The organism is Vibrio mimicus CAIM 602, from assembly GCF_000338875.1.
In the GTDB taxonomy this organism is placed as follows: Bacteria; Pseudomonadota; Gammaproteobacteria; order Enterobacterales; family Vibrionaceae; genus Vibrio; species Vibrio mimicus.
This window is the reverse complement of record NZ_AOMO01000099.1, coordinates 1-15,309: the sequence shown is the minus strand read 5'-3', so window position 1 is coordinate 15,309 and position 15,309 is coordinate 1. Positions and strand designations below refer to the sequence as shown.

Sequence of the window (15,309 nt, the reverse complement as noted above, 5' to 3'; positions counted from 1 at the left end):
TATAATTAGAAATATCATCTAGAAAATGGCAAATTTTTAGTTTAAAACTTCAAATCCATTACTTTCGTTGATTTGAAGTTTTAAAGTAATTGCTCTAGCCGTAGACTTCCCCGACCTAAATTTGCGAATTTCAGCGAACAATCTCTATGAAAACCAATAAGACTTTCCTTTCCTGTGCCGTGGCTTTCGGTTTAGCCAGTGTTTCTACTCTTACTCAGGCTGCTGGTTTCCAGCTTGCTGAGTACTCAGCAACAGGTCTTGGTCGAGCTTACGCTGGTGAAGCGGCAATGGCAGACAATGCGAGCGCACAATGGCGTAACCCAGCCATGTTAACCTACCTCAACGGCACACAAGTTTCGGCTGGTGCGGTTTACGTGAACCCAAACGTAGATGTTGATGGAACCGTCAAGCATCAATTGCTTGGCCAAACAGCGGCTTCTTCAAAAGATTTTGCACACGATGCTGTGATTCCAAATTTCTACCTGTCACACCAGTTGAACGAACAAGTGGTACTGGGCTTTGCCCTTGGCACTAACTACGGTATGGAAACGGATCTGGGTACTGAGTTTGCTGCTTCTCACTTTGGTAACCAAGCCAGCGTGATCAGCAAAGAAGCAAACCTAAACATTGCGTACCAAATTCTGCCTCAACTGAGCATTGGTGGCGGTGTGCGTTATGTGATGGGGGAAGGTCATTTCGGTGCAACTGCACCCGCTAAAAATGCCCTAAAGTTACCTCAAGGCACTACGCTGAAATACATGGAAGGCGAAGACAACTCTTGGGGTTGGCAAGTTGGTACTGCATGGCAAATCAATGAAGATCATCGCTTAGGTTTTGCTTATAAATCAGAAGTGATGATGGATTTTGAAGGCCATGCTGAGGGTATTACTTATGGTGCCTACAAGCCAGGCATGATGTCTATTGCTCTACCAGCTACCGCTGAACTGGCAAGCTTCCATCAATTGAATGAGCAATGGGCTATTCATGCCAGCCTTAACTGGACAGATTGGAGCTCATTCAAAGAGCTGACTGCTGTGTTCCCAGAAAAATCTGATCTCATCAAATCAGAAAACTGGGAAGACAACTACCGCTTTGCGATCGGTACAACTTATCAATACGATGCCAAACTCGCTCTGCGTGCTGGTGTTGCTTACGATACTTCAGCAGTAGACGATAAAAACCGCACAGCAACCATCCCTGAAACTGACCGTACTTGGCTAAGTTTGGGCGCGAGCTACGTGGCAACACCACAACTGACTTTGGATGCTGGTTTCACTTATATCTTTGCAAAAGATGCCACTATCAGTGAACCGCGTGATGATTCTGATAAGCCATCAGCATTGATTGGTGGAGCTTTCGATGCCAATGTAACAGGCAACGTTTGGCTGATCGGTGTGCAAGCGAACTACCGCTTCTAATTTGATTGCTATTTCTCTATATCCAAACGACCTAAGGGGCAGCCAACACCGTTGCAACTCAAGTCGACAAGAGATATTTCAAGGCCAGCTTAATGCTGGCCTTGTTGTTTTAGTTTCAGTAAAAACTGCTCAGCCGCTTCTTCAACTAAATCTAATACCCGCTCAAAACCATGCTCACCGCCATAATAGGGATCTGGGATCTCTTCATAGTCAGAATCACAATGGCTAAGCATCAGTGACAACTTGTGTTGATAGGGTTTAGGGCAGCGAGCTTTCAGCTCAGCCAAATTCTCTTTGTCTGCCGCTAAAATCCAATCAAATTTCGCAAAATCTTCATCACGAATCTTTCTGGCTTTGATCCCTGAAAATGAATAACCACGCTTCTCTCCAGCAACACGAGAACGTGCGTCAGGAGGATTACCTTGGTGATACCCTATCGTGCCTGCTGAATCGATTTCCACTTCAACGTTAAGTTGTGCTGCCTTGGCCCGTAATACGGCCTCAGCGGTCGGAGAACGGCAAATATTGCCCATACACACCACAAGAACCTTTTGCATGATATATCCCTATTTTTGTTTGGTGTTTGCTACTGACGAGTTGAGCTATCATAGCGACAAGTTTCAGATTGAAAAAGGATTTGCCATGTCAGGCGATGAAATCAAACAAGAGCGTCACAAAGCTCGCCAACAAAAAGTAAAAGAGCAAGTGGATGCCAAAATTGCCGCCGCTCAGGAAGAGAAAGGGCTATTGCTGATTATTACTGGCAACGGTAAAGGCAAGTCAACGTCTGGTTTTGGCACTATTGCTCGCGCAGTGGGCCATGGAAAACAGTGTGCGGTTGCCCAATTTATTAAAGGCACTTGGGAAAACGGCGAGCGCAATCTTTTAGAAAAGCTCGGTGTCGAGTTCCAAGTGATGGCAACCGGATTTACTTGGGAAACCCAGAACCGCGAGAGCGATACCGCGGCCGCACAAGAAGTGTGGCAAGAGTGCAAACGTATGTTGCAGGATGAGTCTCTTGATGTTGTGCTGTTTGATGAACTCACTTACATGGTGAGCTACGGTTACATCGAGCTGGATGAAGTCGTCGAAGCATTAAATCAGCGCCCCAAAATGCAATCCGTGATCATCACTGGGCGTGGCGCACACCGCACTTTGATTGAGATGGCCGATACCGTTTCTGAAGTGAAAAACATTAAGCACGCTTTTGAATCTGGTGTTAAAGCACTGAAAGGTGTCGATTGGTAAAACGCCAAAGCGGCAAAAATAGAAAGGGCTGAAAATCAGCCCTTTTTTGTACCATCAGTGATGCATAACCATTAATTAAATAGACCTTTCAGCAATCCATCGACCGCTTTCTTCGTCTCTTCATCTTTGATTTTATCCGTCAATTTCTCAACACCGCGATCCACTTCTTTCTTGGCTTTTTGTTTGAGTACATCATCAAACACCAAGCGGAACTTTGGATCACTCCATGAGCCTGAAACATTGATCGGAATGGTCACATCACGTAGATCATCAATGCTTTTACCGCCCTGACCTTCTAACGAGCCAACAATCGAGGTACGCACCAGAAAATCAACGGTTTGCTGCAGGTAATTAGCTTTACCTTCACCATGAATACGCAGCAATGGAGATTGCATGTTCAAATCATTGGCGGTGACTTCACCTTTGTTGAGTTTCAGTGTCGCTGTCATCGCACTGAAATCCGTTTTCTTAACCGTATCCACCTCTTGTACATCCTGCCCTTTGATTTTGGCGTAGTTAGTACGAATAAGGTTAGCTACGTTGATGCCATTCACAGCACCATCAGCAAAGTTAATCGCCACGGTACCAAGCAGATTTTTCTGAATCGCACTTGGCGTCAGGCTTTGGCCTTGGATATCAACATCAATATTACCCGTACCTTCCAGCATCTGATTGTTCAGAATATCTTTCAGCATAGGTTGTACATGAACCCCTTTTACCTGCTTCTTCACTGTGTAAGTGGCTGGTGTTTTACGGGCATCCAAGTGAGCGGTAGCTTGTACTGAACCTTGGTACAGGTTGGCAGTGAATGATTTCAAATCCACCACACCACGATTGATTACAAAGCTTGCTTTCACATTTTGGAGATGAGCATTGTTGGCTTTGAATTTATCGATGGTGATATCACCAACCACATCCAAGGTTTTCAGAGCAGATAAATCAGGCTCAACTTCCGCAGGTGCATCAGAAGCAACAGGCGTAGAGGAAGAGGCTGCTGCACTATCATTCGCTGGCGTTGGCTCAGTTGTCGCTGCTTTATTACCAAGAAATGCATCGAGATCAATCTCTGGACTGTGCACGTTAAAGCGCACTTTCGGAATATCCGCGAGCGTAACGTCCGCTTTACCATCAAAACTCAACGCATTCGCAGTCAGTTTATTCAGCAGCACATTCAAGTGGCTTTTCGTCAGATCAAAGGAGATTTGCGAATCCAAACCAATTTTCATTGGCGACTGTGGCAACGCAGCACCTTCAAGGTCAGCTTCCAGTTTCAAACCCTCTAAACCGACTTTGCTGATCGCCTTATCCACCATCAGTGACGCAGAACCTTTTGCATTCAGCTTCATGTCCGCCGCTTTACCCGCCACGGAGAAAGTCAGCGCATTAGCTTTATCAAATTCAAAGGTATCCAGTTTTAGCTTAGCTGAATCGATCTGATTACTTGGGTCACTAAAGCTCGCATCAAGGTTGATATTACGTAGTGCATACTGCTTAAAATCTGCTGATAGACGCACTTCTGCATCACCTTGCGCCGCAAACTTCTGCTGATCTTTGTTGCCTTTCGCGGCAAAAGTCGCTTTAGTCCAACTGTCAGGCATAAACTCAGAAACACTCAATTGAACATCATAAAGCTTGGTCTGCGTGCCTGCTTTGTGATCCACAATTTCCAGCACAGCATTGCTTACCGATACACCACCAAGCTCAATACTCCAAGCGGCGGTAGGTTCACTTGATGTGGTTTCAGGAGTAGGCGTTGACTCAGTTGCCGCAGGAGCAGCAGCTTGCTTTGATTGCGCTTGAGTTAAAGCATCCAGATTTGAGCGGCCATCTTTCAGTGTTTCAAGATGAAACTCTGCGCCATCCAAATGAATGTTGCCAATTTTCAGTTGTTTATCGAGCAGCGGCATGACAGAAACATCAATACCCACACTCTCAACTTTGAATAGGTTCGCGCTTTGGAAACCTTGCGGGTTTTTCAGCTCGGTTTTCCCTAATTCAAAACCAATTGAAGGGAAAAATTGCCAACCGATATCCCCTTCAATGACGAGTTCCAAACCGGTTTGCTTTTTGGCTTGTTCAACAATTAAAGGTTTAAATTGGTTAGGGTTGACCAATAACACGAGCGCAAGCAGTGCACCAACGATGACCACCACTAGACCGAGAAGAGAAAGAAACAGTTTTTTCATCTGCTTTTCCTTGCTTGACGAGAAAAAGAAAGTGGCACTTAAAGTGCCACTTCTACTGGTAAAAATAAAGCTAACCGATGCAAAGCTCTGGTCAAAATTACGATTTGAGCAGTTTTGCGATATGCGCTTTGAGTACATCAATCGCGATACGGTTTTTACCACCACGAGGCACGATAATGTCTGCGTACTGTTTTGACGGCTCAATAAATTGCATAAACATAGGACGCACCGTCTCTTGGTATTGCTTCAGTACGGATTCCATCGTACGACCACGTTCTTGTACATCGCGCTTAACACGACGCAGCAAACAGATATCCAGCGGTGTATCCATAAATACTGTCGCGTGCATCAAATCACGTAGGCGCGGGTCAGTCAGGAGCAGAATACCTTCCAGAATGATCACTTTTTTCGGTGTCATTGCGGTGGTTTTGTCCGTACGAGTATGCTCAGTATAGCTGTACTCTGGCACTTCAACCGCTTCGCCACGCGCCAACATTTGCAAATGTTGGCAAAGTAAATCGTGGTCTAGTGCATTCGGGTGATCGTAATTGGTTTTAACACGCTCTTCCATGCTCAGATGGCTCTGATCTTTGTAGTAGCAATCTTCCGTAATCACACCGATTTGATGGTCACCCACTTTGGCGCGTAGCTCGTTATAAATCGTGCTCGCAATAAGGCTTTTACCAGAAGCAGAAGCGCCAGCAATACCGACGATGACACATTGATTATTCTCAGACATGGTTATGCACCCGAAACATGGTTGTGAGGAATTAAGGTAAACCGCCTGATTATAGGGAGAATGTGACCGCGATACCAGTTTGCATTGTGCAAAAACAGCCGAAGAAATGTCGGATGGATAAGTTTAAACCAGAGCAAACGATTACATTCACTCTGGCTGTCAGAACAGGATTCTATACCCAAACTACTTGGAGTTGCAGGTAGGCGGCAAGTGAGTGAATCCCCATGAGCATAGACAAACTATGTGATTGGGGTGAATGAACGTAGCCAACACCGCTGTAGCTTCAAGTAGGAAGGGGATACTTAGTTCACCCACTGGATTTGAATGCTCTCCGGTTTGGGTCTTCCCTGCCAGTAAAGAGAAGCACACACGCGCTGCGCAAGTTCTAAATAACGTTGGGTATGTTCACTATCTGGACGTGCCACAACTGTCGGAACTCCAGCATCAATATCTTCACGCATTTCAATATGCAGAGGAATTTGTGCCAAGAGTGATAAACCAAATTCTGCGGCAAGAGTTTGTGCTCCGCCCACGCCGAAAATATGCTCTTTTTCGCCGCAATGGCTACAGATGTGATAACTCATGTTTTCCACCAGCCCAATCACAGGTACCTCCACTTTGGCAAACATTGCCGCACCTTTACGGGCATCAGCCAGTGCTAAGTCCTGTGGTGTAGTCACAATCACAGCACCCGTTACTGGAATTTGCTGTGCGAGAGTGAGCTGAATATCCCCCGTGCCCGGCGGCATATCGATTACTAGATAATCCAGATCCGGCCACTCGGTTTCATTTAATAGCTGTGCCAGCGCTTTGGATGCCATAGGCCCACGCCAAATCGCCGCATCCGCCTCATCAACCAAATAACCAATCGAATGAGTTGCAATGCCGTGTGCCTCAATTGGCTGCATCCATTTATTCTCACGCACTTCAGGTTTTGCTTTGGTTTTACCAAGCATAAGCGGGACTGAGGGGCCATAAATATCGGCATCCAATAGACCAACTTTGGCTCCTGACTTCGCAATTGCGAGTGCAAGGTTCACCGCAGTCGTGGATTTACCCACGCCACCTTTACCTGAAGTGACCGCAATAATATTTTTCACCCCTTTGACTGCCGCACTTACGCGAGTTTCCAGAGCTTGAGGTTTTACTTGAATGTCAAAAGTGACAGGCGCAATTGCGCCGATTGCCTGCTGCTTGGCGATCCAGTCACTCAATTCACTGATGAGAGTGTTCGCAGCAAACGGCAGTTGAATCGTGACTTGCTGATTTGGCGTTATCGTAACGACAGACGGTGACATTGCCCAATCTGCAATTAAATCGGGATGCGAAAATTGACTCAGCCATAGGCAGAGATCCTGTTTGGATTGAATAGATTGCATAACTTCCCCTTTTTTACCCATGCTATCACCGCTCAGCCTGCGACTGAACCCCGAAAAAGATAGGGGAATCAACTGTTGCGCGCCTTGGCGTGACTGCGTGCTTAGGGTAGTATTATCGCTTCAATTTGGTCCCTATCAAGAAAAGCGAATATTAAGTATGGCAAACGATCCAAGAAAACTTCTGGTAACTTGTGCCCTGCCTTACGCGAACGGTTCAATCCACCTTGGTCATATGCTTGAGCATATCCAAGCTGACATTTGGGTTCGTTATCAGCGTCTGCGTGGCAATACAGTAAACTTTATCTGTGCGGATGATGCGCACGGTACACCTATCATGCTGAAAGCACAGCAAATGGGTATGACACCAGAAGCAATGATCGAAATGGTGAGCGAAGAGCACCAACGCGACTTTGCTGGCTTCGATATTAGCTTTGATAACTACCACAGCACGCACAGCGATGAAAACCGCGAGCTGGCTTCACACATCTATCTGCAACTGAAAAAGAACGGTTTTATTTCAAGCCGCACGATTTCTCAGCTGTTCGATCCAGAAAAAGAGATGTTCCTGCCGGATCGTTTCGTAAAAGGCACTTGCCCGAAATGTAAATCAGAAGACCAGTACGGTGACAACTGTGACGCCTGTGGTGAAACTTACAGTCCGACTGAGCTGATCAATCCAAAATCAGCCGTCTCTGGTGCCACTCCAGTGATGAAAGATTCTGAGCACTTTTTCTTTGACCTACCTCAGTTCGAAAGCATGCTTAAAGAATGGACGCGTTCAGGTTCTCTGCAATCTGAAACCGCCAACAAAATGCAAGAGTGGTTTGAAGGTGGCTTGCAGCAGTGGGATATCTCACGTGATGCACCTTACTTCGGTTTTGAAATCCCGGGCGAGAAAGACAAATTCTTCTACGTGTGGCTAGATGCCCCAATTGGTTACATGGGTTCATTCAAAAACCTGTGCGACAAGCGTGGCGATTTGGACTTTAACGAATACTGGAATAAAGACAGCAAAACGGAGCTTTACCACTTCATCGGTAAAGACATCGTTTACTTCCACAGCTTGTTCTGGCCTGCAATGCTGGATGGCTCTGGTTTCCGTAAACCCACCAACGTGTTTGTGCACGGTTATGTGACCGTCAATGGCGCGAAAATGTCTAAGTCGAAAGGTACGTTTGTGAAAGCAAGCACTTACCTGAATCACTTGGATCCAGAGTGTCTGCGTTACTACTACGCGGCAAAACTGAACAACCGCATTGACGATCTCGATTTGAATCTCGAAGACTTCACCCAACGTGTGAATGCTGACGTGGTAAACAAAATCGTTAACCTTGCGTCACGTAACGCAGGTTTCATCACTAAACGTTTTGATGGCAAGCTGTCAGCACAATTTGCTGAGCCTGAGCTGTATGCTGAATTTGCTGGCGCAGCAGATCGTATTGCTGAGCTGTTTGAAACGCGTGAGTTTGGTCGTGCCATCCGTGAAATTACTGCATTGGCAGACAAAGCGAACCAGTATGTGGATGAAAAAGCCCCTTGGGTTGTAGCGAAACAAGAAGGCCAAGACCAAGCACTGCAAGATATCTGTACTGTGGGCATTAACTTGTTCCGCGTACTGGTGACTTACCTCAAGCCAGTGATGCCAGCTTTGGCAGAGCGCACTGAAGCTTTCCTCAACCAAGAACTGACTTGGGAAGGCATCGCGACACCGCTGACTGATCATGCTGTAACGCCATTCAAAGCGCTGTTCAACCGTATCGATCCGAAACACGTTGAAGCCATGATTGAAGCGTCTAAAGCAGAAGCGGCAGCAGAAAAAGCCGCGGCAGATGCAGCAAAACCAAAGAGCGAAGAAACTGAACTGAGCAAAGATCCCCTAGCGGCTGAAATTGAGTTCGATGATTTCGCGAAAGTGGATCTGCGTATTGCCAAGATTCTTTCTTGTGAAGCCGTAGAGAAATCAGACAAGTTACTTAAGTTTGAACTCGACATCGGCGGTGAAACCCGTCAAGTCTTCTCTGGCATTAAATCTGCCTACAAACCAGAAGATCTGATTGGCAAATACACTGTTGTGGTAGCAAACCTCAAACCACGTAAGATGAAGTTTGGTATGTCAGAAGGCATGATCCTCGCAGCAGGCCCTGGCGGTAGTGACCTGTGGTTGCTTGAACCGCATCAAGGTGCGAAAGCGGGCATGCGCGTGATGTAATTCTCGCCATCCTTCGATTCTCGTCTCTCTTCAATGTTGAGAGATGAGAGCCTTTAAAGCCTTTGCGACTGCAAAGGCTTTTTTGTTATTGAACCCTGTGATTACACTGGCACACTTCCCTTGCTAGAACTCAGAATAACTTTCCTGAAAATACCCACCTTAACTCACATTTTTTGCGCAGCCTGCCCCATAAATGTGCATTAAAAATCACAATAAACTTTTAAGTAATTGATTTTAAATTATTAATTTTCTGGCATTCAAACTGCACTATTCCAAACATCCTCTCTTCTCTCTCTTTCAAATACAGAGAGGAACCGTCAAACACCAACACGGAGGTGGCTATGTTTGTGACGATTTCAATGCTTGTTTCATTGGCTATTCTTGGCTTGATTTACACACTTTCTCAACAAAAGCACTCTGCACAGCAGCGTAAATTTGAGTTGCTTGTTTGTTTGCGTGAAGTACTTGCCCTGTGTCGCCAGCATCGTAGTTTGACTCACCAAACTCTTAGTCAGTTAGGGCTTGGTCAACAAGGAATGACTCAACAAGGGCAACTCCATCTGCAAGATTTACAACAGCACTTGTTGGAGAAATCAGAGCAACTGATCCAAATCGCCCATTTTGATAACAGACCGTCTTATCGGATTTTGCAGAACTCATTAAAGAAGGTGTTAAACGAGTGGTCACAAGCTAACGTGAGCAAGAATCAACGCTTGCATGGCAAGCTGATCCGCCACTGCATGTATTTGATGGATGATGTGGTATTGGCATGGTTAGCGGAATCAGGTCGTGAAGAACTGAGTGATGAGTACCATATGAACTGGCAGCAAATTTTTGATGCAATGGAGACACTGACTCAATTACGCCTGTGTATTGACGATACTCGAAATGAAAACAATGAGTTACGTATAAGACATTATTGTGAACTGATGCAACGCAAGCTGAATCAATTGGCACTAATCAGCCCCTTAACGCTGGGCTCGCCAGTCTGTTCATCCGCAATGCGTCAACTCAATGAGGTGACGGACAATACTCACGTAGAGTTGGAGAGCGATGCGCTGTACCAATTAAGCTCTGAGCTTTCATCAACCATCGCTCAGGTTTACGATCATATGCTCAATGATCTGGTGGAAAGCCTTTATCACCCTTTGCCGCAACTCGTTGTCGCTTAAACAGAAGCGGATAACAGAAAGCGCCACACAAGGTGGCGCTTTTTAGTCATACTCTTTAGTAATAAACTAAGGAGTCTATGAATTATTTCAGCATCTTACGCGCAGCTTCCACCACGACTTTGATTGAGCGCGCTTCGGTTTCTTTCAGCGTCGCGTGGTCTGGGATCTCTTTCTGTGTACGGTTGATGATCACGCCCGCCACACAACCCGCTTTCAGACCTGAACTTGCACACATGGTCAGCAGAGTTGCAGATTCCATTTCAAAGTTCAGCACGCCCATTTCTTGCCACTCTTTCATAGAGCCTTGGAAACGGCGCACTACGCGACCAGTGAAGGTGTCGTAACGCTCTTGGCCTGGGTAGAAAGTATCAGAAGAAGCCGTGATACCCATATGTACCGCAGCACCGCTTTCTTGTGCTGCCGCTTTCATTGCTGTTGCAACATCAAAATCAGGTACAGCAGGGAATTCCATCGGTGCGAAGTGCAGGCTTGCACCATCCAAACGCACTGAACCAGTTGTAACAATCATGTCACCCACATTAACGTGTGGCTGAATAGCACCTGTAGTACCTACACGCAGGAAGGTACGCACACCCAATTGCGCCAATTCTTCAACCGCAATCGACGTTGAAGGACCACCAATACCGGTTGAACAAACCACAACAGACTGGCCATCCAGCTCCGCGCGGTACACGGTATATTCACGATGGCTAGCGAGGAAAACTGGGTTATCCATCAGCTCCGCAATTTTCTGCACACGAGCAGGATCACCCGGAATAATGGCTAATGTTGCACCATTTAAATCAGCTTCGGTCACACCAAGGTGAAATACAGTTTTGGTCATAAGGGGGCTCCTTCATTGCGTCTATTCAGCGCATCAATCATTTAGGGTACTAGGTTACTTTAACTGAGGCACCTCCAATATGAAGTGACACAAATCACAGCAGCATAAGTAATACATGCTCACATTTCACAATTAAACGATTTGCATCACAAATTTAATGTATCTGTGCTGCAATTAAATACAGAAAAATGCTTATGCACTTTCCTTGTAAACATCACCATCTACGCGATTAACAATAGAAATTGGCTAGGAATTCTCCTAGCCAAAGTATGTTCCATTAAGATTCCGAAGAAGTATTTTGAGTTTTGAACCTCAGCAAACGCAGCGCATTAAGCGTCACTAAAGCAGTCGCTCCACTGTCAGCTAACACGGCAACCCATAATCCCGTAATGCCCATTAGACTTGTCACCAAAAACACCGCTTTCAATCCCAATGCCAAGGTGACGTTTTGCCGAATGATGGCTAATGTGGCTCGCGAGAGTTCAATCATGCTCGCCAGCTCAACCAGTCGATTGTGCGTAAGTGCTGCATCTGCCGTTTCCAGTGCCACGTCCGTGCCGCCACCCATCGCGATACCAATGCTGGCTTCTTTCATCGCAGGCGCATCATTAATACCATCGCCAACCATGGCAACCCGTTGGTTTTGCGCCAATTGTTGGATATAACGAACCTTATCTTGGGGTAATAGCCCTGCACGGAAATCCATATTCAATTGACGGCTCATCGCGGCAGCACTGCGTTCATTATCACCAGTCAGCATCAAGGCATTGATACCAATCTGCTGCAACGCTTCAACAGCCGATCGGGCATCGTCACGCAAAGTATCTTGCCAAGCAATCACACCTACAGCTTTCTCACCGTCAAGCATCACCACAACCGTTTTGCTTTGTGCTTCAAGCTGATTAACCTGTTGTACAACGTCGTCCGGTAACTCGGTTTCTACGCGATTTGGCGCTAAAATCCGGTAAGTCACCCCATCAATCCTTCCGCTTATGCCTCTTCCTACTAATGCGGTTCTCTCTTCAGCATCAGGGATCTCACAGCCTGTTGTCTGCGCTTTAGCGACAAGTGACGTTGCCAAAGGATGGTGTGAACCCATCTCTATCGCGGCTGCTCTCGCCAATAAGGTGAGCCCATCCCAACCTTGGTAAGGAATAAGGTCAGTGACTTGTGGTTTACCTTCAGTCAAGGTGCCAGTTTTATCGAATGCAATGGTTTCGATTTTGCCTAATTGCTCCAACGCAGCGCCGCCTTTAATCAAGGCACCATGGCGTGCAGCTGCTGCTAAACCAGAAGTGATCGCAGCAGGCGTCGAAATCACTAATGCACAAGGACAAGCGATCAAGAGCAGCGCCAAACCTCGATACACCCAAGTTTGCCAATCCGCACCAAATGCTAATGGCGGGATGATGATCACTGCGATTGCCACCACCATCATTAATGGTGTGTACCAACGGCTGAATTTATCCAAGAAGCGTTCAAGCGGAGCTTTGCGTGATTCAGCTTCTTCAATCAGATGTAGGATGCGATCGATGGCATTCTCACCTTGGCGAGAAGTAATTTCGACCTGCACGACTTTATCTACCACCACACACCCAGCAGAAACGCGATCGCCAACTGTAAGTTCTACGGGGAGAGATTCACCTGTCAGCGCACTATTATCCAAACTTGCTGCCGCCAGAAGTTGTCCATCTGCGGGTAAGCGGCCTCCGGGCGCTACTTCAATCACATCGCCGGGCTGCAACTGCGCTGCTGGCACAGAGACACGTTGACCATTTTCAATTCTCAATGCAGTTTCAGGTACCAGAGCCATCAAAGCCTGCACCCCACTTCGAGCCCGTGAAGCGGCATAAGCCTCTAAACGCTCACCAATCAAAAACAGCAGCAATACCATGGCTGCTTCTAAGGTTTCACCGAGATATAAAGCACCGATAGCAGCAACCGACATTAAGGTTTCAATCGAGAAAGGAGAACCCGATTTTGCCAAACGCCAAGCTTGTTGAATGATGGGCAGCAAGCCCAAAAGACAGGTAATAGTGAAAATCCAACGGCTGATTTCAGCGGAATTGACTAACACACCCACAGCCATCAGGGCAGCAATGCCGATGATGCGTGCGTTTTCACTTTGCCAGAAAGGAGGTTTAGTCTGTTCGGAGGTAGAAGCCGCCGCACCCGATGAACTTAGAGTGAAGCCGCTATTGATAACCGCTTGTTCGATGCTTAACGCGGTTGTTTGTTGATTAAAGCCCACCACCAACTTCTGTGTGGCGAAGGTTACTTGTACCTGAGCAACATCACTCAGCTGCTTGACTGCTTTTTCAATTTTTTGTGCGCAGGAGGGACAATCCATCCCGGCTATATACCAACTCTGCTGATAACGCGATGCTGACTCTTCGCTTCGATGTCGCTCGGGCTCATCTTCCAATGTTGAGCCACCGCCGCCATCCGCAGTGCTGCAACAGCCATCACCATCACACGCAGAGGCTACTCCCGCAGCACGAATTGCCACGATTTTCGGGCTTCCCGAACAGCTAGTGTGATGCGTTGGCGTTGGTTGAGTTAACGATTTTGAACGACACGCATGGTGTTTAGTACACATATTTCATCTCCTTTTTATGGTCTGCTGTCAGCTTACACCTTGGAGTCAGCTTCAAGGTCAAGCTGATTAAGTAATTCACCAGAAAAAAGTTTGCGGTTCGCTCTATTCCTTAACTGCTCCTTAAATTAACTGCATCTTAAACCGGATGTTGGAAACAACTATTCAGTGTTTTACTCAATGCACGCAGCACATCGCGTCGGGTGATAATCCCAACCAGTCGGCCTTCATCAACCACCGGATACATTTTAGGTTTGCCGACTTTCATCATGGCGGCCAACTCGATAATTGAGGTATCTGGAGAGACAGACAGCACCTCTTTGTGCATGCAATCACTCACTATGTGGGTGTCCTGACAGTGGTAACTGGTATGCACCAACTTATCCAACAGATCCTGCTCCGATAAAAACCCCACCACGTGACGCTGGGTATCAATGACAGGGCCGCCCATATTGTCTGAGCGCACCACTTTTTCTAAAGCCGCACTGAGTGACATTTCAGGGCTAAAAGTAATTGCTTGTGTAGTCATGTAATCGCTAACTTTGAGTGAGTCCATTCTAATCTCCTTAACGTCAAATCAAGCTGACTAAACTAAGTGTTGTTCAAAATGAACAATTTATCCTGTCTCATTTTGTGGCTGCGCTAGACAAATTCGAACATTTCATTCTTTTATATGAATATTAGGTTCAATTGATAAATATGATAGCGAGTAAGTATTCGTTCTTATCAAGATCATCTATAAATAAAGTAATAACCCATTAGCCAATAGGAATAAGGTCGGTGGCTTCCATTTTTTCCTCGACGATTATTGCCAAGCCTGAAATTTTGCAGTTTATTTTCCAATCACTGCCTGAGCCGACTTTTCTCATCAATAAACAAGGTGTGTACATAGAGGCATGGGGAGGAACCGACAGTGAACGTCACCATAACCCTTCTTATCTGGTGGGTTTGAATCAATATGACGTTCTGCCAGCCGCTCAAGCAGCTTGGTTTACTGAGGTTATCGCTGAAACGATTGAACAGAATCGGGCCAAAGAGTTGGAATATGAAATTGACCCTAGCCAGCTACCTTGCTTCGATAGTGTTCCCGGCCCAACGGATCGACAGCACTTTTCAGCGCTGGTGATTCCCCTCCCCGGTACTGACATGGTGCTATGGACTGTGCGTAATATTTCCGATTACAAACACACCGTCGAAAAGCTCGCTCAACATCAGTTGGAATTGGAACACTTGACGCATATGGATCACCTGACCCAAGTGTACAACCGCTATGCGATGGACTCTCTACTTCCACAAGCCCTTGAAATTGCAAGGCTCGATAAAGTCAGCGCCGCATTATTGATGATCGATATTGATTGTTTTAAAGAATATAACGACTGCTACGGCCATCTTCAGGGGGATACTGTACTGCGGAAAATCAGTCAGGCTCTGAGGAAATGGAAATCCAACTTAGAGCTTTGCTTTCGTTATGGCGGTGATGAGTTTTTAATTCTTATGACGGGTGTCGATGCGGCACAA

General features: G+C 46.4%; 12 protein-coding genes. 5 read left to right on the top strand and 7 right to left on the bottom strand.

Annotated elements, in window-relative coordinates:
* Positions 1-146: 146 nt before the first annotated feature.
* Positions 147-1,418 carry an outer membrane protein transport protein gene (locus tag D908_RS00785; protein ID WP_005527747.1) on the top strand — a complete coding sequence of 424 codons (1,272 nt, stop codon included), beginning with the start codon at positions 147-149 and terminating at the stop codon, positions 1,416-1,418.
* Between the two features lie 89 nt (positions 1,419-1,507).
* Here D908_RS00785 and D908_RS00790 read toward each other — a convergent pair whose 3' ends face one another.
* Positions 1,508-1,975 carry a low molecular weight protein-tyrosine-phosphatase gene (locus D908_RS00790; RefSeq protein ID WP_001174519.1) on the bottom strand — a complete coding sequence of 156 codons (468 nt, stop codon included), beginning with the start codon at positions 1,973-1,975 and terminating at the stop codon, positions 1,508-1,510.
* Positions 1,976-1,994: 19 nt separating this feature from the next.
* On the opposite strand from D908_RS00790, the gene cobO reads away from it, so the two are divergent.
* Complete coding sequence (gene cobO / locus D908_RS00795; RefSeq protein WP_390622335.1) at positions 1,995-2,666, top strand: cob(I)yrinic acid a,c-diamide adenosyltransferase; 672 nt, start codon at positions 1,995-1,997, stop codon at positions 2,664-2,666.
* A gap of 71 nt (positions 2,667-2,737) precedes the next feature.
* Here the strand turns inward: cobO and D908_RS00800 are convergent, their stop codons facing one another.
* The 3 genes from D908_RS00800 to apbC all read right to left on the bottom strand — a co-directional run bounded on the left by D908_RS00800 (position 2,738) and on the right by apbC (position 6,970).
* Positions 2,738-4,852, bottom strand: coding sequence for an AsmA family protein (locus D908_RS00800; protein ID WP_005527742.1), 2,115 nt, complete (start codon positions 4,850-4,852; stop codon positions 2,738-2,740).
* 97 nt (positions 4,853-4,949) lie between these two features.
* On the bottom strand, positions 4,950-5,591 hold the full coding sequence (gene udk / locus D908_RS00805) for a uridine kinase (protein ID WP_001293731.1): 642 nt from the start codon (positions 5,589-5,591) through the stop codon (positions 4,950-4,952).
* Positions 5,592-5,893: 302 nt separating this feature from the next.
* Positions 5,894-6,970 carry an iron-sulfur cluster carrier protein ApbC gene (gene apbC, locus D908_RS00810; RefSeq protein WP_005527739.1) on the bottom strand — a complete coding sequence of 359 codons (1,077 nt, stop codon included), beginning with the start codon at positions 6,968-6,970 and terminating at the stop codon, positions 5,894-5,896.
* A gap of 157 nt (positions 6,971-7,127) precedes the next feature.
* Here apbC and metG point away from each other — a divergent pair, with 157 nt between their 5' ends.
* Both metG and D908_RS00820 read left to right on the top strand, forming a co-directional pair.
* Entirely contained in the window at positions 7,128-9,179 is a 2,052-nt protein-coding gene (gene metG, locus D908_RS00815; protein WP_005527737.1) for a methionine--tRNA ligase, read from the top strand.
* Positions 9,180-9,520: 341 nt separating this feature from the next.
* Entirely contained in the window at positions 9,521-10,351 is an 831-nt protein-coding gene (locus D908_RS00820; RefSeq protein ID WP_005527734.1) for a hypothetical protein, read from the top strand.
* Between the two features lie 82 nt (positions 10,352-10,433).
* On the opposite strand, the gene udp is transcribed toward D908_RS00820, so the two are convergent.
* From udp to D908_RS00835, 3 genes are all read right to left on the bottom strand, one after another.
* Positions 10,434-11,195 carry a uridine phosphorylase gene (gene udp, locus D908_RS00825; RefSeq protein WP_000169475.1) on the bottom strand — a complete coding sequence of 254 codons (762 nt, stop codon included), beginning with the start codon at positions 11,193-11,195 and terminating at the stop codon, positions 10,434-10,436.
* A 277-nt stretch (positions 11,196-11,472) separates the two neighbouring features.
* Complete coding sequence (locus D908_RS00830) at positions 11,473-13,794, bottom strand: zinc/cadmium/mercury/lead-transporting ATPase (RefSeq protein ID WP_005527732.1); 2,322 nt, start codon at positions 13,792-13,794, stop codon at positions 11,473-11,475.
* Positions 13,795-13,930: 136 nt separating this feature from the next.
* Entirely contained in the window at positions 13,931-14,347 is a 417-nt protein-coding gene (locus D908_RS00835) for a CBS domain-containing protein (protein WP_000377748.1), read from the bottom strand.
* A 224-nt stretch (positions 14,348-14,571) separates the two neighbouring features.
* On the opposite strand from D908_RS00835, the gene D908_RS00840 reads away from it, so the two are divergent.
* The coding region (locus tag D908_RS00840; RefSeq protein ID WP_005527729.1) for a GGDEF domain-containing protein at positions 14,572-15,309 on the top strand (738 nt) is incomplete at its 3' end.